General features: G+C 57.2%; 14 protein-coding genes. 9 read left to right on the forward strand and 5 right to left on the reverse strand.

Annotated features, from left to right (window positions below; translation table 11 throughout):
* The first annotated feature begins 112 nt into the window (after nucleotides 1–112).
* Nucleotides 113–1,315 (forward strand): sodium/glutamate symporter, encoded by a 1,203-nt coding sequence (gltS, locus tag ACQG0T_RS00630; RefSeq protein ID WP_006812438.1) that lies wholly within the window; start codon nucleotides 113–115, stop codon nucleotides 1,313–1,315.
* Between the two features lie 3 nt (nucleotides 1,316–1,318).
* Here the strand turns inward: gltS and recG are convergent, their stop codons facing one another.
* From recG to gmk, 5 genes are read right to left on the reverse strand one after another with little or no spacing between them, the layout of a single operon-like run.
* The gene (recG, locus tag ACQG0T_RS00635) at nucleotides 1,319–3,400 is read right to left on the reverse strand and encodes an ATP-dependent DNA helicase RecG (protein ID WP_015570052.1); all 2,082 of its coding nucleotides are present in this window, start codon (nucleotides 3,398–3,400) and stop codon (nucleotides 1,319–1,321) included.
* A gap of 3 nt (nucleotides 3,401–3,403) precedes the next feature.
* Nucleotides 3,404–4,093 carry a tRNA (guanosine(18)-2'-O)-methyltransferase TrmH gene (gene trmH / locus ACQG0T_RS00640; protein ID WP_003860922.1) on the reverse strand — a complete coding sequence of 230 codons (690 nt, stop codon included), beginning with the start codon at nucleotides 4,091–4,093 and terminating at the stop codon, nucleotides 3,404–3,406.
* 4 nt (nucleotides 4,094–4,097) lie between these two features.
* Complete coding sequence (spoT, locus tag ACQG0T_RS00645; RefSeq protein WP_003860921.1) at nucleotides 4,098–6,212, reverse strand: bifunctional GTP diphosphokinase/guanosine-3',5'-bis pyrophosphate 3'-pyrophosphohydrolase; 2,115 nt, start codon at nucleotides 6,210–6,212, stop codon at nucleotides 4,098–4,100.
* A 19-nt stretch (nucleotides 6,213–6,231) separates the two neighbouring features.
* Nucleotides 6,232–6,507: a DNA-directed RNA polymerase subunit omega gene (gene rpoZ / locus ACQG0T_RS00650; protein ID WP_000135058.1), complete on the reverse strand. Its 276-nt coding sequence runs from the start codon at nucleotides 6,505–6,507 to the stop codon at nucleotides 6,232–6,234.
* 54 nt (nucleotides 6,508–6,561) lie between these two features.
* Entirely contained in the window at nucleotides 6,562–7,185 is a 624-nt protein-coding gene (gene gmk, locus ACQG0T_RS00655) for a guanylate kinase (RefSeq protein ID WP_006177710.1), read from the reverse strand.
* Nucleotides 7,186–7,435: 250 nt separating this feature from the next.
* On the opposite strand from gmk, the gene ligB reads away from it, so the two are divergent.
* From ligB to etk, 8 genes are all read left to right on the forward strand, one after another.
* Complete coding sequence (gene ligB, locus ACQG0T_RS00660; protein ID WP_017383629.1) at nucleotides 7,436–9,106, forward strand: NAD-dependent DNA ligase LigB; 1,671 nt, start codon at nucleotides 7,436–7,438, stop codon at nucleotides 9,104–9,106.
* Nucleotides 9,107–9,809: 703 nt separating this feature from the next.
* On the forward strand, nucleotides 9,810–10,106 hold the full coding sequence (locus ACQG0T_RS00665) for a hypothetical protein (protein ID WP_017383628.1): 297 nt from the start codon (nucleotides 9,810–9,812) through the stop codon (nucleotides 10,104–10,106).
* 115 nt (nucleotides 10,107–10,221) lie between these two features.
* Nucleotides 10,222–10,866 carry a YjbF family lipoprotein gene (locus ACQG0T_RS00670; protein ID WP_023295702.1) on the forward strand — a complete coding sequence of 215 codons (645 nt, stop codon included), beginning with the start codon at nucleotides 10,222–10,224 and terminating at the stop codon, nucleotides 10,864–10,866.
* Nucleotides 10,863–11,600, forward strand: coding sequence for a capsule biosynthesis GfcC family protein (locus ACQG0T_RS00675; RefSeq protein ID WP_252051680.1), 738 nt, complete (start codon nucleotides 10,863–10,865; stop codon nucleotides 11,598–11,600). The genes ACQG0T_RS00670 and ACQG0T_RS00675 overlap by 4 nt, the downstream gene beginning before the upstream one ends.
* Nucleotides 11,600–13,693, forward strand: a complete 2,094-nt coding sequence (locus tag ACQG0T_RS00680; protein ID WP_252051681.1) for a YjbH domain-containing protein — start codon at nucleotides 11,600–11,602, stop codon at nucleotides 13,691–13,693. The genes ACQG0T_RS00675 and ACQG0T_RS00680 overlap by 1 nt, the downstream gene beginning before the upstream one ends.
* A 43-nt stretch (nucleotides 13,694–13,736) precedes the next feature.
* The gene (locus tag ACQG0T_RS00685) at nucleotides 13,737–14,870 is read left to right on the forward strand and encodes a polysaccharide export protein (RefSeq protein ID WP_023295705.1); all 1,134 of its coding nucleotides are present in this window, start codon (nucleotides 13,737–13,739) and stop codon (nucleotides 14,868–14,870) included.
* Nucleotides 14,858–15,301, forward strand: a complete 444-nt coding sequence (locus ACQG0T_RS00690) for a protein tyrosine phosphatase (RefSeq protein ID WP_252051682.1) — start codon at nucleotides 14,858–14,860, stop codon at nucleotides 15,299–15,301. Before ACQG0T_RS00685 ends, ACQG0T_RS00690 begins: the two co-directional genes overlap by 13 nt.
* Before the next feature lie 22 nt (nucleotides 15,302–15,323).
* Entirely contained in the window at nucleotides 15,324–17,501 is a 2,178-nt protein-coding gene (gene etk, locus ACQG0T_RS00695; protein ID WP_426723737.1) for a tyrosine-protein kinase, read from the forward strand.
* The last annotated feature ends 20 nt before the right edge of the window (nucleotides 17,502–17,521 follow it).

Here is a 17,521-nt window from a genome sequence, read left to right on the forward strand (position 1 = left end):
AACGAACAGGAAAAAAAAATTACACTTTTCGCGCCGGCGGCTCATGACGAGCATCACCCGGCCCAGGATAACGCCGCGTGTGTATGGAACACGCGCATAACAGGAGCCTTTTATGATTCATCTCGATACGTTGTCGACCCTTGTTGCCGCAACGCTGGTTCTTCTGCTTGGTCGCAAGCTGGTACACAGTGTTTCCTTTCTGAAAAAGTACACCATTCCTGAACCTGTCGCCGGTGGATTGCTGGTGGCGCTGGCCCTGCTGGTGCTGAAAAAAAGCATGGGCTGGGAAATCGATTTTGATATGTCCCTGAAAGATCCGTTGATGCTGGCCTTCTTTGCCACTATCGGCCTGAACGCTAACCTCGCAAGCCTGCGTTCGGGCGGCAAGGTGCTGGGCGTGTTTCTGATTGTTGTGGTGGGTCTGCTGCTGATGCAAAACGCCATCGGCATCGGTATGGCGTCGCTGCTGGGGCTGGATCCGCTGATGGGTCTGCTGGCGGGGTCGATTACCCTGTCAGGTGGCCACGGAACGGGCGCGGCGTGGAGCAAGCTGTTCATCGAACGCTATGGCTTTGAAAACGCAACGGAAGTGGCAATGGCCTGCGCGACCTTTGGCCTGGTACTTGGCGGGCTGATTGGCGGCCCGGTGGCGCGCTATCTGGTGAAACACTCCACCACGCCGGAAGGCAGGCCAGACGATGAAATGGTGCCGACCGCATTTGAAAAACCGGACGTTGGCCGCAGCATCACCTCGCTGGTAATGATTGAAACCATCGCCATGATTGCCATCTGCCTTACCGTGGGCAAAATCGTTGCGCAATGGCTGGCGGGAACGGCTTTCGAACTGCCAACCTTTGTCTGCGTGCTGTTTATCGGGGTGATCCTGAGCAACGGTCTGGCGCAGATGGGCTTCTACCGCGTCTTTGAGCGCGCAGTGTCCGTGCTGGGGAACGTCAGCCTGTCGCTGTTCCTGGCGATGGCGCTGATGAGCCTCAAGCTGTGGGAACTGGCCTCGCTGGCGCTGCCGATGGTGGCGATCCTGGCGGTGCAGGCCGTGTTCATGGCGCTGTATGCCATCTTTGTTACCTGGCGCATGATGGGCAAAAACTATGATGCGGCGGTACTGGCTGCGGGCCACTGTGGGTTTGGTCTGGGAGCGACGCCAACGGCCATCGCGAATATGCAGGCGATCACCGAACGGTTCGGCCCGTCGCACATGGCGTTTCTGGTGGTGCCGATGGTGGGCGCATTCTTCATTGATATCGTCAACGCGCTGGTCATTAAGCTCTACCTGATGCTGCCGATGTTTGGCTGACCGTCAGGCGTTGGAATACCGCTCGGTTTCCGGCATCCAGCGTTCAATTAACGCTGCCGCCTGTTCGGGGTAGCGTTCATGAATATGACGCGCAAGGCGTTGTACTTCGGGGATCATGGCCTGATCGCGCAATAAATCCGCCACTTTAAACTCGGCGTTACCCGTCTGACGCGTGCCCAGCAGTTCGCCCGGGCCGCGGATCTCCAGATCTTTTTGCGCAATGACGAAGCCGTCATTGCTGTCGCGTAATACCTGCAAACGCATCTGCGCGGTTTTCGACAGAGGGGCTTTGTAGAGCAGCACGCAGTGAGAGGCGATCGCGCCACGGCCCACGCGGCCTCGTAGCTGGTGGAGCTGCGCCAGGCCCAGGCGCTCCGGGTTCTCAATAATCATCAGGCTGGAGTTCGGCACGTCCACGCCCACTTCGATGACCGTGGTCGCGACCAGCAAATGCAGCTCGCCCTGTTTGAACGACTGCATCACCGCCTGCTTCTCGGCAGGCTTCATGCGCCCGTGAACCAGACCGACGTTCAGCTCCGGCAGGGCGAGCTTTAACTCTTCCCACGTGGCTTCGGCAGCCTGCGCTTCCAGCAGCTCAGACTCTTCAATCAGGGTACAGACCCAGTAAGCCTGACGTCCTTCGTGGGTGCAGGCGTTGCGCACGCGGTCAATGATGTCGCTGCGGCGCGTGTCCGGAATGGCGACCGTTGTCACCGGCGTACGGCCCGGGGGGAGTTCGTCGATGGTGGAGGTATCCAGATCGGCATAGGCCGTCATCGCCAGGGTGCGCGGAATCGGCGTGGCGGTCATGATCAGCTGATGTGGGTGGAAGCCCTGTTGCAGACCTTTCTCCCACAGCGCCAGACGCTGATGAACACCAAAGCGGTGCTGTTCGTCGATAATCACCAGCGCCAGGCCGTTAAACTGCACCTGTTCCTGGAAAATGGCGTGCGTGCCGACAATCATCTGCACCTGCCCGCTGGCAATGGCTTCCTGCTGCGCAAGGCGCGCTTTGCCCTTCTGCTTCCCGGCCAGCCAGCCCACTTCAATTCCCAGCGGGGCAAACCAGTTCCGGAAATTGTTGGCGTGCTGCTCGGCCAGCAGTTCCGTCGGCGCCATCAGCGCCACCTGCTTACCGTGGGCGATGGCGCGCAAAGCGGCCAGCGCGGCGACCAGCGTTTTACCGGAACCCACGTCGCCCTGCACCAGGCGCATCATTGGCACATCCAGCGCCATATCGCGTTCGATCTCGGCAGTCACCCGCGCCTGGGCGCCGGTGGGTTTAAACGGCAGTGAGGCCAGCAGCTTATCTTTGAGCTCATCACGCTGGCTTAATGGCTGCGCGTGGAAACGCTGCGCACCTGCGCGCAGGGCCAGCATGCTCAGGTTGTGAGCCAGTAATTCCTCAAGGATAAGACGCCGTTGGGCGGGGTGTTTCCCGCTCTCTAAATCAACAAGCTGAAGCGTTGGCGGTGGACGGTGCAGGGTGCGCAACGCCTCCGGCAGGCTCATCATGCCCTGCGCCAGCTCCGGCGGCAGCAGCTCGTTAATGGCGCAGGTATCAAGCAGCTCCAGCGCCTGGTCGGTGAGCTTGCGCAGCGTAGCCTGCTTAATGCCTTCAGTGGTTGGATAGACCGGCGTGAGCGTCTCCTGTAGCTCAGGTGAGCTGAGATCGCCCTGCACGCGGTATTCCGGGTGGATCATCTCCGCGCCGTATTTGCCCCGTTTGGCTTCACCGTACGCAAGTACGCGTCGTCCAGTGGCAAGGCTATTTTTCATCGCCGCATTGAAGTTGAAAAAGCGCATGGTGAGAATGCCGGTGCCGTCGCTGATCTGGCAGGTCATCATCCTGCGTCCGCCAAAGGTGATGTTGCAGTTCAGCACTTCCCCTTCAACGGTGGCGTAAATAGCGGGCAGCAGATCGCCAATCTTATAAAGCTGAGTACGGTCTTCGTAGCGCAGGGGGAGGTGGAGCAGGAGATCCTGCACGGTGTGCAGGCCTATCTTCGCCAGTTTACTGCTTTGTGCCGCGCCCACGCCCGTCAGGCTGTTGAGCGGTATGGCGTCCAGCAGGCGGCCTTTCATGATTTACCCCGCGTACTGCATGGTGGACCACCACTCGGCATCGGCTTCAATTTCGCCCTGCGCGTTGACGTGGGGGTAAGGCAATTTCTTCTGCTTCGCAACGCGAGCCAGCACCGGATAGCCACCTTCAAACAGCAGGCGCTGCTGCTCCTCTTCCGGCAGCATGCTGTTGCTGCGCTCGTACATTCCGGCATTCTGACGCTGGCGCTGCGCTTCATACAGGATCAGCGCTGAGGCGACCGACACGTTGAGTGACTGGACCATGCCGATCATTGGAATGATGATGTCCCGATCGGCCAAATCCAGTGCTTCCTGCGTGATCCCCGTTTTCTCCTGGCCCATTAAAATACAGGTCGGACGGGTGTAGTCGATCTCACGGAAATCCACGGCTTTAGCAGAGAGGTTGGTTGCCAGAACCTGCATGCCACGCCCTTTCAGGTGCGAGACCGCTTCACCAATAGTCTGGTGAGTTTTCACGGATACCCAGCTGTTGCTGCCTGCGGCGGTGGAGGCCATGGTACGCATACGTGCGCCAGGCCAGACGGCGTGGACTTCATGCACGCCGACGGCATCTGCGGTGCGGACGATAGCAGAGACGTTATGAGGTTTATGGACCTGCTCCATGCAGACCGTCAGATCAGGCTGACGCCTGGCGAGCATTTCGCAGATTCGCTCGTAACGTTTTGAATTCATAATGCTAGTTTCGGTTACGGGTGACTTTAATGACGTCCGGCATCACGCGGATCTTGCGCATAATATTGGCCAGATGCACACGGTCACGGGCGGTCAGGCGAATAAAGGCGCTATAAACGCGGCCATCTTTTTCTTCCGTATTCAGGCTTTGAATGTTGGATGAGGCGGTGTTGATCGCTGCCGTCAGGTTCGCCAGGGCACCCTGGTGGTTGAACATATCCACCTTGATTTCAGTGATAAATTCCTGCGCCGTCTCTTTATCCCACTCGACCGCCATGAACTTCTCAGGCTCTTTCTGATAGCCACGGATGTTACGGCAGGATTCATGGTGGATCACCAGCCCTTTACCCGGGCTGACGTGCGCAATAATCGGGTCGCCCGGGATAGGACGGCAGCATTTGGCGAAGGTGATGAGCACCCCGTCAGCGCCTTTGATCGGCAGGTGACCATGATTTTGCGTGGTGGCAGGAACGGCTGTCGTTTCGCCTTGTTGCAGGTTCTTCGCCACGACCACGCTCATGGCGTTGCCGAGACCAATCTCTGCCAGCAGGTCATCCAGCGAGGCGAGCTTCATACGCTCCAGCTCATGCTGAATGTTTTCTGGCGGGATCTCTGCCAGTTTGCGGCTGCCACCCAGCGCGTGATTGAGCAGACGACGCCCCAGGCTAACGGAGTCGTCGCGCTTGAGGTTTTTCAGCAGCTGGCGGATTTTTGCGCGCGCTTTTGAGCTCACGACAAAGTTCAGCCAGGCGGCGTTAGGACGTGCCCCCGGCGCGGTAATGATCTCCACCGTCTGTCCGCTGAAAAGCGGCTGCGACAGCGGATAAGGCTGCCTGTCGACGCGGGCACCTACGCAGGCATGGCCGATATCGGTATGCACGGCGTAAGCGAAGTCGACCGGTGTCGCGCCCGCAGGCAGTTCGACAATGCGCCCTTCCGGCGTGAAAACGTAAATCTCATCCGGGAAGAGATCGGATTTAACGCTCTCGATAAATTCAAACGAGCTACCTGCGCTCTGTTGCAGCTCCAGCAGGCTCTGCATCCAGCGCTGGGCGCGGATTTGCGCGGTGGTGCTGCTTTCGCCGCCGTGCTCTTTATAAGCCCAGTGCGCCGCGACACCCATCTCCGCCATCTGATCCATATCTTCGGTACGAATCTGCACCTCAACAGGGACACCGTGCGGGCCAATCATGGAGGTGTGCAAAGACTGGTATCCGTTCGCTTTTGGAATGGCGATGTAATCTTTGACGCGCCCCGGACGCGGCTTGTACAGGCTGTGCATCTGCCCCAGCACGCGATAACAGGTGTCTGAATCGTGGACGATGACGCGGAACGCGTAGATATCCATGATCGAGTGAAAACGCTGCTCTTTAAGCACCATTTTGCAGTAGATAGAGTACAAATGCTTTTCGCGACCGCTCACGCGGCACGGAATGCCCGCTTCCTGCAAACGCCCTTCGATTTCAGAGAGGATCTTTTGAATCATCTCTTTACGGTTACCGCGAGCGGCTTTCACCACCTCTTTAATCACGCGATAGCGGTTCGGGTACAACGCCTCAAAACCCAGCTCTTCCAGCTCGGTTTTAATGTGATGAATACCTAAACGGTGCGCCAGCGGACTGTAAATTTCGAGGGTTTCACGGGCGATGCGGCGACGTTTATCCGGGCGAAGTGAGCCCAGCGTGCGCATATTGTGGGTGCGGTCAGCCAGTTTGATGAGAATGACGCGGATATCCTGCACCATCGCCATGATCATCTTGCGGAAGTTTTCGGCCTGCGCCTCTTTCTTGTCGCGGAATTTCAGCTTATCAAGCTTAGAGACCCCTTCCACCAGCTCGGCAACGCTTTTGCCAAACAGCTGTTCCATGTCCTGGTAGGTGGCAGGGGTATCTTCGATCACGTCGTGCAGCAGGGCGGCCATCAGCGTTTCGTAGTCGAGTTTCATCTCGGCCAGAATACAGGCCACCGCTACCGGGTGCGTGATATAGGGTTCACCGCTTGAACGTGTCTGGCCCTCGTGAGCGTCACGTGCAACGAGATACGCCTGCTGAAGACGCTTAATCTGGTCTTCAGGCAGGTAGGTTTGAATCAGTTGATTCAGGCTTTCAAACAGATACAAGGGCGACCCGCAGGTTTAATTAACGACGACCTTCAGCAATAGCGGTAACAGCTTGTAATTCAGCGGCTTCCTGCTCTTGCTGCTCCTGGCGCTCACGCACGTCGAGGATCTGGTTGTTAATCAGACCTTCTTCGATTTCGCGAAGTGCAATAACGGTGGTTTTATCGTTTTCTTCCGGTACCAGCGGATCTTTACCGCCTACCTGCATCTGACGAGCGCGACGCGCGGCGACCAGCACCAGGTCAAAACGGTTACCAATTTTCTCTACAGCGTCCTGAACAGTTACGCGTGCCATACTTAAAATGCTCCACAGGTGAAGAAATGACTGGGCATGATACTGAAAGTGGGTTCAGTCTGCCAACAGTTTGGTGATTAATGCGTCATGTCGCTGCTTCTGGCGGCTCATACGCAGACGTTCTGCGCGAAGGATAGTTTTGAGATCGCTCAGCGCGGCATCAAAATCATCATTCACAATAAGGTAATCATATTCCGCGTAATGGCTCATTTCTGCAACTGCCTGCGCCATACGCTTCGCGATAACTTCTTCGCTGTCCTGGCCGCGACCACGCAGGCGGCGATCCAGTTCATCTTTCGATGGCGGTAAAATAAAGATACTGCGCGAATCAGGCATTTTCTTACGAATTTGCTGCGCGCCCTGCCAGTCGATATCCAGGAACACGTTCACGCCGGTCGCCAGAACCTGCTCAATGGTTTCACGCGAAGTACCGTAGTAGTTACCGAAAACTTCTGCGTGTTCAAGAAACGCGTCTCTGCCAATCATCGCTCTGAATTCGTCGTGATTCACAAAGAAATAGTGTTCACCGTGCACTTCACCCGGACGCGGTGCTCGCGTGGTGTGAGAAACAGAAACCTGCGTATCGTACAACGGTTGGGTTTTTAACAGTGCCTGAATAAGGCTGGATTTACCCGCGCCACTAGGGGCAGAAACAATATAAAGCGTGCCTTGAGCCATGAGAGTCTTTTGTATGTGTTAACGAAGAAGTCCTACATACGGGCTTATTATACACGTCGCCGCTGTGTGACGTAGCCTTTGTCACACTTTTTCCCCTGGATGATTAAATTTTGCGTGCCGTTTTCAGCTTTTACCTTCTTTTTGCTGCAATAAAAACAATGCGCTGAAGCGCGCTCGTAAAATGCAATTTTGTAGCTGGTCTGCGGCTCACGGGCAGGGTATACCCTTCGCAAAACAGGGAGGGGTAATAATGGTGAAATGGATAAGCATACTGATGATCTTCTTAAGCAGCGGGGCGATGGCTATTTGCCCGGTCTGGTCACCGGCTAAAGCCGGGCAGGAGATCGCGGCCCTGAAGGCGCAGCTGACCCGCTGGAATGAAGATTACTGGAAGCAGGGCCGCAGCGAGGTGAGCGACGACGTTTACGACAGGCTTAACGCCCGCTTAAAACAGTGGCAGCGCTGTTTTCACGATGAACCGCTGCACGACGATCTTCCAGCCGCCAGTGGGACGGTGAAACATCCCTTCGCCCATACCGGCGTGCATAAGGTAGAAAGCAAGCAGGCGCTTAGCCGCTGGATGGCGACGCAGCAGGATCTCTGGGTACAGCCAAAGGTGGATGGTGTTGCGGTCACCCTGGTCTACAAAAACGGCAAGCTGGTGCAGGCGATTAGCCGGGGCGACGGCTTACAGGGGGAAGAGTGGACGGCACAGGCGCGAATGATCCCCGCTATTCCGCAAACGCTGGCCGGGCCGCTTGCCAACAGCGTGTTGCAGGGTGAACTTTTTCTGCTGCGCGACGGGCATATCCAGCAGCGGATGGGGGGGATGAACGCGCGTGCGAAGGTAGCGGGGGCAATGATGCGCGCGACCGATCGCGCAGCGCTGAAGCAGACAGGCATTTTTATCTGGGCCTGGCCGGACGGCCCAAAAGCGATGAAAGCACGCCTTTCCGCGCTGGCGGAGGCAGGTTTTACCCTGACGGCCCGCTATACCCTGCCGGTTAAAAACGCGGCTGATGTGGAAGCGCAACGGACGGCCTGGTTTAAGGCTTCGTTGCCCTTCGCCACGGATGGCATTGTGGTTCGCGCCTCGGCAGAGCCGCCGGGCGAGGAGTGGCTGCCGGGGGAAGGGAGTTGGGTCGTCGCATGGAAATACCTTCCTGTGGCCCAGGTGACGGAAGTCAAAGCGATTCACTTTACCGTTGGCCGTACCGGGCGGATCACCGCGATTGCGCAGCTTGAGCCGCTGATGCTCGACGATAAACGCGTACAGCGCGTCAGCTTAGGGTCGGTTAACCGCTGGCAGAGGCTGGATATTGCCCCCGGCGATCAGGTGCTGGTAAGCCTGGCGGGACAAGGTATTCCCCGGCTGGATAACGTGGTGTGGCGCAATGTGGATCGCCGTAAACCGCAGCCGCCCTCATCGCGCTATAACGGCTTAACCTGTTTCTATGCCTCCCCGGAGTGCATGGAGCAATTTTTTGCCCGGCTGACGTGGCTAAGTTCCAGGCAGGCGTTAGATATCGAAGGAATGGGCGAATCAGGATGGCGGACCCTCTATCAGGCGCATCGGTTTGAGCACCTCTTCTCCTGGCTACAGCTCACGCAGGCGCAGCTCACCGCGACGGCGGGGATATCGGCATCGCATGGCGCTGCGCTGTGGCATCAGTTTAACCTGGCGCGGGAGCGACCTTTTATCCGCTGGATCACCGCGATGGGAATACCGCTGGCCCGGTCGACGCTCAAGGCGGCAGGGGATCGCACCTGGCAGGAGCTGATTCAGCGAAGCGAAGCGGAGTGGCGGATGCTGCCGGGTGTCGGGCAGGAGAAGGCCCGCCAGATCGTAAACTGGCTGCATCAGCCTCAGATTGATGCCCTGGCAAAATGGCTGGCCGCAGAGCACATCGGTGGATTTTAATCTGCGTGCGCTCCTGAACAGACTGGCGAGGGGGCACACTTCCGCTGCCGTGAATAGCGTATTTATGAGACGCGGTTTATATACGCAATAATTATGAATATAAATGAATTATTCATGGTAAATATATTTTGAGGAAATATTATCCCTGAACCCAATTTCAGAATTTGCTCTGCTTGCGTTTTTATTTTCTTTGAGAGAACGGCTTAATTGATCTCAATCACTATTAATCGAGAGCAATAGCCGGGAATGAAGGAGTTATAGGCAATGCAGCCTGAGTATTGTTCGTATTTTTGCTTTTAATTTCAGTTGTTTAACTATTTTATTAATAATATGTTGAGTGTTTTCTGGTTAACAATTAGTCATATTTATTCTGCCGGAAATCATTGCGTCAAATTATTATAAGAATTATCTTATCCAAAATTTTTAAGGTAGTTACCGCTGGGGTGCATTTCGCATCACTCTGCGTTTTCCTTTCTTTTTGCGCCCCGTGAGGGGGTTAACTATCTGAACTCCAATTGAAGCAATTAAGGGTACCGAAATATATCCTGGCGGTTTATATGCGCTGGTGTTCAGAGCCCAGGGCTTTTACATGGATGATTTTCCGTCCCTGTCGGGCCGGAATTCAGCCCCGGGCTTTATGCCCGTTAACCGGGACCTGGTTTCCAGGTGCTCATATTTTCCTTCATTTGAATGAGGACCAAAAATGAAAAGGACGCTTTGTACAGTGCTGACGGCACTCACGCTGGCGACTGCCCTGCCTGCTATAGGCGCTACCACCGAAGCAGGTAGTACCAGCGCAGCAACAACCGGTACAACAACCGGAGCAACGGTGGGAACTACCGCTGGCACTACGGGGGGACTGGCGGCAGGCGCGATTGGGACAACCGCTGTTGTCACCACCGCTGCGATTGCCGGCGTAGCGACGTTAGCCGTTGTCGCGGCAAGCGACAGTGGCGATGACTCAGGCAATGGTACTTCCACGACGACAGTTACCCGCTAAGGCTGGTGCGCAAGGCGATATAGCCTTGCGCTGAACAGCGCAACGACTTGGCCCGGTGGCGATATCAAAGCCGGGTATTTAATTGATTTCAATGTTATTTAATCAAGGATTTCTGGTGAGACTGTTTATTCTGCTCATCATGACTCTGCTGATCCAGGGATGTACGCCGAGCCAGCAGAGCATTATTGAGACCTTTAACGCCAGCCTGGACGGGCGCCAGGATGTGACGGTAACGGACGGGCAGATTCAGGTGCTCCCATACTCAACCATGTACCTGCGTCTGGATAATGGCCCGAGGATCCTGGTGGTTCTCGGATACATCGAACAGGGAAACAGTAAGTGGTTATCGCAGGATAATGCGATGATCGTCACGCATAACGGTCGCCTTATCCACACGCTCAAGCTCCCTTATAACCTGCTTGAGGTAACCAACCTTGAGCACGATCCGCTGCGCCACACGCCGCAGCTCCGCGACGGCAGCCAGTGGTCGCGCGATGTGCGCTGGCAGGAAGAGGGGCGGTATCGCTCCGCACACCTGACCTCGCGCTTCTCCCTGAGCGGGACGGAAAACCTGACCCTTGCCGGAAACACGCTACGTTGTCAGGTCTGGCAGGAGACGGTGCAGGCCGACGGCCTCGATCGTCGCTGGCATAACACCTTCTGGATTGATTCCGCCACCGGCCAGGTACGCCAGAGCGAACAGATGCTCGGCGCGGGCGTATTCCCTGTCACCATGACGATGTTGAAGCCCGCCCCATGAACAGACTCAGAAAATGGTTACCTGGCGTAGGGCTATCTCTCTTCAGCCTGCCCGCCTTATGCGCAAGCGTCGTTACCGTGCATCAGCCGGGCAAAACGTGGTCTGCTGGACAGGCCGATACGCTCTCCCGGCTGGTCACCCAGCCGCAGCTGAACAACGTCTGGTGGCAGGGCGCTGTCATCGCAACCCCTTCCGCCACGCGGCGAACGCAACAGACGCAACAGCAGGTGCTGGCGTCGCTTTCAGCCTGGCAGAATCGCGCCGATGACGAGCGGATCGCGACCATTCGCACTGTCGCTACACAGATCCGCTCACTGCGGATCGTCGGGCGGCAGTTTGTCAGCCTCGATCCAGACGCCGTGCGTACCGACGCCCGCGGCGATCGTTCCCTTGAGGGCCGTTACGATCTGTGGCTCTCGCCTGCGCCCCGCACCGTCACGCTGATGGGGGCGGTCGCCACACCGGGGAAACTGGCCTGGCGACCGGGCGCAAGCATCAGGGATTACTTACAGGGGCAGCTGCGGCTGGCTGGCGCCGACAGGAATAACGTGACCGTTATCGATCCTGACGGCAGTAGGGTTGTTGCGCCGGTGGCGTACTGGAACGCACGCCATATTGAAGCAGAGCCGGGCGCTGTTCTGTGGGTGGGGTTTGATCCCCGGGCGGTGCCGGACGATTTTACCGGTCTGAATGAGCAAATCGTTGCGCTCCTGACGCGGCGGATACCTGACTGATGAACAAACTTTTTTTACTGAGCGGCCTTGCTCTGGCGATCTCTTCTGCCTGCCACGCGGAGCTGCGTACCTGGCCCGATCCGACCGGACCTTCACAGTCCGACTTTGGCGGCACCGGCCTGATGCAAATGCCCGACGCGCGCTTTGGCCGGGAAGGGGAATTCAGCGTCAACTACCGCGATAACAACCAGTATCGTTTTTACTCCTCTTCGGTCGTGCTCTTTCCGTGGCTGGAAGGGACGATTCGTTATACCGACGTCCGCACCCGCAAATACAGCAGCGACGAGGATTTCAGCGGCGATCAAAGCTACAAGGATAAGTCATTCGATTTTAAGGTTCGTCTGTGGGAAGAGGACTATAGCCTGCCGCAGGTGGCGCTCGGCAAGCGCGATATTGCGGGCACCGGCCTGTTCGACGGTGAATATCTGGTTGCCAGTAAAATGGCCGGACCGGTCGATTTTACCTTTGGAATAGCCTGGGGATATCCCGGTAATAGCGACAACGTGGGTAACCCGCTGTGCCACGACAACAATAAGTATTGCACCCGCGGCGAATCACATGATGCCGGGGATATCAGCTTTAGCGATATGTTTCGCGGTCCGGCGTCGCTGTTTGGCGGTCTCCAGTATCAGACGCCCTGGCAGCCCCTGCGCCTGAAGCTCGAGTATGACGGCAACAATTATGCCGATGATTTTGCCGGCTCCATTAAGCAGTCGAGCCATATCAACGTGGGGGCGGTCTATCGCGTTGCCGACTGGGCCGATCTCAACCTCAGCTACGAGCGCGGCAATACGCTGATGTTTGGCTTCACCCTGCGGACCAACTTTAACGATCTGCGCCCCGCGCTGCGTGATAACCCGAAACCGGCCTGGCAACCGGCACCGGCAGGCGAGACGCTGGACTATACCTCGGCGGCAAACCAGCTCACCGCGCTTAAGTACAACGCAGGCTTCGATGCGCCGGAGATCCTTCAGCACGGCAATACCTTATACATGACCGGCGAACAGTATCGCTATCGCGATCCGCGCGAAGCGGTGGATCGCGCCAACCGTATTCTGATCAATAACCTGCCCGACGGGGTCGACACGATCGCTATCACCCAGCAGCGTGACCATCTGCCGCTGGTCACGACGCAAACCGATGTCGCCAGCCTGCGCAAACAGCTGGCGGGACAGCCGCTCGGCCAGGAGGAGGCGCTCAGGCAGCAGCGCGTCGAGCCTGTGGATACCACAGCATTCGGGCGCGGCTACCGTATTCGCGCCGATCGCTTCAGCTACAGCGTCAAACCGACGCTGGCGCAGTCGCTGGGCGGTCCGGAAGATTTCTATATGTTCCAGGTGGGGGTGATGGCCAGCGCCAGCTACTGGCTGACCGATCGTCTGCTGCTCGACGGCGGCGTGTTCGCCAACCTCTATAACAACTACGACAAGTTCAAATCCTCGCTGCTTCCCGCTGACTCCAGCCTGCCGCGCGTCAGAACCCATATTCGCGATTATGTCAGCAATGACTTCTACCTCAACAACTTACAGGCCAACTATGTCGATGCGCTGGGGCACGGCTTCTATGCCCAGATTTATGGCGGCTACCTCGAAACCATGTACGGCGGCGTGGGAGCAGAGGCGCTCTGGCGCCCGCTGGATAGCGACTGGGCGCTGGGCGTGGATGCGAACTACGTCAAACAGCGCGACTGGGACGACATGATGCGCTTTACCGACTACAGCGCGCCAACCGGATTTATCACCGCCTACTGGAACCCGGCGAAGCTCAACAGTGTGTTGATGAAGCTTAGCGTCGGGCAGTACCTGGCGAAGGATAAAGGCGCCACCCTCGACGTCGCGAAGCGATTCGACAGCGGCGTGACGGTAGGCGTCTGGGCGGCGCTGACCAACGTCTCGAAAGAGGATTATGGCGAAGGTGGCTTTAGCAAAGGCTTCTACATCTCGATCCCGCTTGATCTGATGACGATCGGCCCAAATCGCAACCGGGCGGTGGTCTCGTGGACGCCTCTCACGCGTGATGGCGGCCAGACGTTAGGCCGTAAATATCAGCTCTATGACATGACGTCAGAACGCGAAACCCCGGTAGGGCAGTAGTACCGGATGAAACAGGCATTACTTAACCAGATGATTTTCCTGAATGAAAAACGTTAAATTTTCCGTGCTTGCGTTGGCTATGATGGCGTTAAGCGGTTGTACTATCGTACCGGGCCAGGGACTTCGCACCCAGGGCAAAGATATTATCGATCTGCCTGACAGCAATTACGATCTGAATAAGATGGTCAACGTCTATCCGCTCACGCCGGGGCTGGTGGAGCAGTTGCTGCCTGGCAAAGTCGACTCCCGCGCGAATCCTGAACTGGATCGCCAGCTCCAGAACTACCAATATCGCATCGGCGTCGGCGACGTGCTGATGGTGACCGTCTGGGACCACCCGGAGCTGACCACCCCCGCAGGTCAGTACCGTAGCGCCAGCGATACGGGCAACTGGGTGAATGCCGATGGCACGATCTTCTATCCCTATATCGGCAAAATTCGCGTCGTCGGCAAAACGCTGGCCCAGGTGCGCGATGAGATCGCCGCCCGGCTGGACTCGGTGATTGAGAGCCCGCAGGTGGATGTCAGCGTCGCGGCGTTCCGCTCGCAAAAAGCCTACGTGACGGGCGAAGTGGCTAAGTCGGGCCAGCAGCCCATCACCAACATTCCGCTGACGATAATGGATGCGATCAATGCGGCAGGCGGCCTGACGTCAGAGGCGGACTGGCGCCACGTGGTGCTGACCCATAACGGCCAGGATACGCACATTTCGCTCTACGCGCTGATGCAGCGCGGCGATCTCACCCAGAACAAACTCCTCTATCCGGGCGATATTCTCTTCATTCCCCGCAATGACGACCTGAAAGTGTTTGTCATGGGCGAGGTGGGTAAACAGAGCACCCTGAAGATGGACCGTAGCGGCATGACGCTGGCGGAAGCGCTGGGTAATGCGCAGGGCGTGAATCAGGATATGGCCGACGCCACCGGAATCTTTGTGATTCGTCCGTTGCAGGGCAAGCAGAACGGCAAAATCGCCAACGTCTACCAGCTTAACGCCAGGGATGCCACCGCGATGGTGTTGAGCACCGAATTTCAGCTTGAGCCTTACGACATCGTCTATGTCACCACCGCGCCGCTGGTGCGCTGGAACCGCGTGATCTCTCAGCTTGTGCCGACCATTACCGGCGTACATGACCTGACTGAAACAGGGAGATATATCAGAACATGGCCAAACTAACGTTTAACGCCATCCTGGTGATCTGTACCGGCAATATCTGCCGCTCCCCCATTGGAGAACGGCTGCTGCGCCGGCTGCTTCCCACCGCCCGGGTCGATTCAGCGGGAATTTGTGGCCTGGAAGGGCGCACCGCCGATTCACAGGCGACAGAGATCGCCGCCGAACGCGGCACCCAGCTTGAGGGCCACGTGGCGCGCAGGCTCACCCCCGCCATGGTGCGCGACTACGATCTGATTCTGGCGATGGAGCTGGAACATATCGAGCAGGTCACGGCTATCGCACCGGAGGCGCGCGGCAAAATGATGCTCTTTGGTCACTGGACGGGCAGAAAAGAGATCCCGGACCCCTACCGTAAAAACCGGGACGCATTTGAATATGTTTATGGGCTGCTGGAGCAGGCCAGTCTGGAATGGGCGAAACGGCTCAGTTAATCACACGGGATAGTTACGTTTTATGTCAACAAATAACCTTCATGCCCATGATGCGTCTGCCGCGAATAACGAGATCGATCTGGTGCGCCTGTTGGGTGAGCTGCTCGACTACCGAAAATTTATTCTCATCCTTACCACGCTGTTCACGCTGGCGGCACTGCTTTATGCGCTCTTTGCCACACCGGTTTATCAGGCCGATGCGCTGATACAGGTGGAACAGAAGCAGGGCAACGCGCTACTCAGTAACCTTAGCGAGTTCATCCCTGACTCCTCGCCGGAGTCGGCGCCGGAGCTTCAGCTTCTCCAGTCGCGCATGATCCTCGGTAAAACGATTGATGACCTGAACCTGCGCACGCAGGTCAGTGAAAACTATTTTCCCCTTGTCGGACGCGGCTGGGCGCGGCTCACCGGGCAACAGCCTGGCATCCTCGATGTCAGTATGCTCAATCTTCCCCCTGTCGCGGGCCGGGCGCAAAAGCTGACGCTGACCGTCGGCGAGAAGGGCCACTATCAGCTGGAAGGCGATAACGTGACGTTACAGGGCGTTGTGGGACAGCCGCTGAGCGCGGCGAATATCGCCATTACCATTGCCGATATCCAGGCGAAGCCGGGTACGCAATTTACAATTACACAGCTGAGCGAGCTGGAGGCCATTGACGCGCTACAGCTGCATTTTTCCGTGAGCGAGCGCAGCAAGGACAGCGGGATGCTTGGCCTGACCATCACGGGGGAAGATCCCGATGAGATGGCGCGCGTGCTTAACTGCATCGCCGATAACTATTTACAACAGAACGTGGCTCGCCAGGCGGCGCAGGATGCGAAAAGCCTGCAATTTTTGAAGCAGCAGCTTCCGCAGGTGCGCAGCGAGCTGGACCAGGCCGAGGAGAAGCTCAACCGCTATCGCCAGCAAAATGACTCCGTTGACCTGAACCTGGAGGCAAAAGCGGTGCTGGAGCAGATTGTAAATGCGGACAATCAGCTCAATGAACTGACCTTCCGGGAAGCGGAAATTTCGCAGCTCTACAAAAAAGATCACCCCACCTACCGGGCGCTGATTGAGAAACGCCAGACGCTGGAGCAGGAAAAAAACCGCCTGAATAAACGGGTATCGTCCATGCCGTCAACCCAGCAGGAGGTGTTGCGCCTGAGCCGTGATGTGGAGTCGGGACGCGTTATCTACCAGCAGTTGCTTAACCGCGAACAGGAGCTGAGCATCGCCCGGTCGAGCGCAATTGGTAACGTCCGCATTATCGATCCGGCCGTGACCCGGCCGCAGCCAGTCAAGCCGAAAAAAGCGCTGGTCGTCGTTCTGGGGGTTCTCCTGGGTCTGTTCGTCTCTGCGGGCTGGATCCTGGCGCGCAGTATGCTGCGTATGGGCCTTGAAACGCCGGAGCAGCTGGAGGAGCACGGGATTAACGTCTATGCCACCGTACCGCTGTCGGAATGGCTGGCTAAAAAGATGCGTTTGCGCAAAAAAGATTTTATGTCCTCAGGGCTGCGCCATAAGACCAAACATATCCCCTTCCTGGCGGCGGATAACCCGGTCGATCTCTCCGTGGAGGCGATTCGCGGCCTGCGCACCAGTCTGCATTTTGCGATGATGGAGTCAGCGAACAATATACTGATGATCTCTGGCGCCACGCCTGACAGCGGTAAAACCTTTGTCAGCAGTACCCTGGCGGCCGTCGTGGCGCAGGCGGGCCAGAAAGTGCTCTATATTGATGCGGATATGCGTCGCGGGTATGCCCATGATCTGTTTAAGCTCGACAATACCTGCGGCTTGTCGAAGATGTTGTCCGGTAAGGCGGAGTTTACCCAGGGCGTTCAGACCTTCGATAAAGGCGGATTCGATACCATCGTGCGCGGGCAGATCCCCCCTAATCCGGCGGAGCTTCTGATGCATACGCGTTTCCAGCAGCTGCTGGACTGGGCGAATGAACGCTACGATCTGGTGATTATCGATACGCCACCGATCCTGGCGGTCACCGACGCGGCTGTTGTCGCTCGTCGCGCAGGCACCACGCTGCTGGTCGCCCGCTTCGGGATGAACAGCGTGAAGGAGATGCTGGTCTGTGTACAGCGTCTGGAGCAGAGTGGCGTCAATACCAAAGGGGTGATTCTCAACGGCGTCGTTAAGCGGGCAAGCAACGCTTACGGCTACGGCTATCATCACCACGGTTACAACTATTCGAGTAATTGATTATCCGGCGCCTGCCCGTT

The organism is Enterobacter cloacae complex sp. 302F9, assembly GCF_050030335.1.
GTDB classification, from domain to species: domain Bacteria; phylum Pseudomonadota; class Gammaproteobacteria; order Enterobacterales; family Enterobacteriaceae; genus Enterobacter; species Enterobacter hormaechei_C.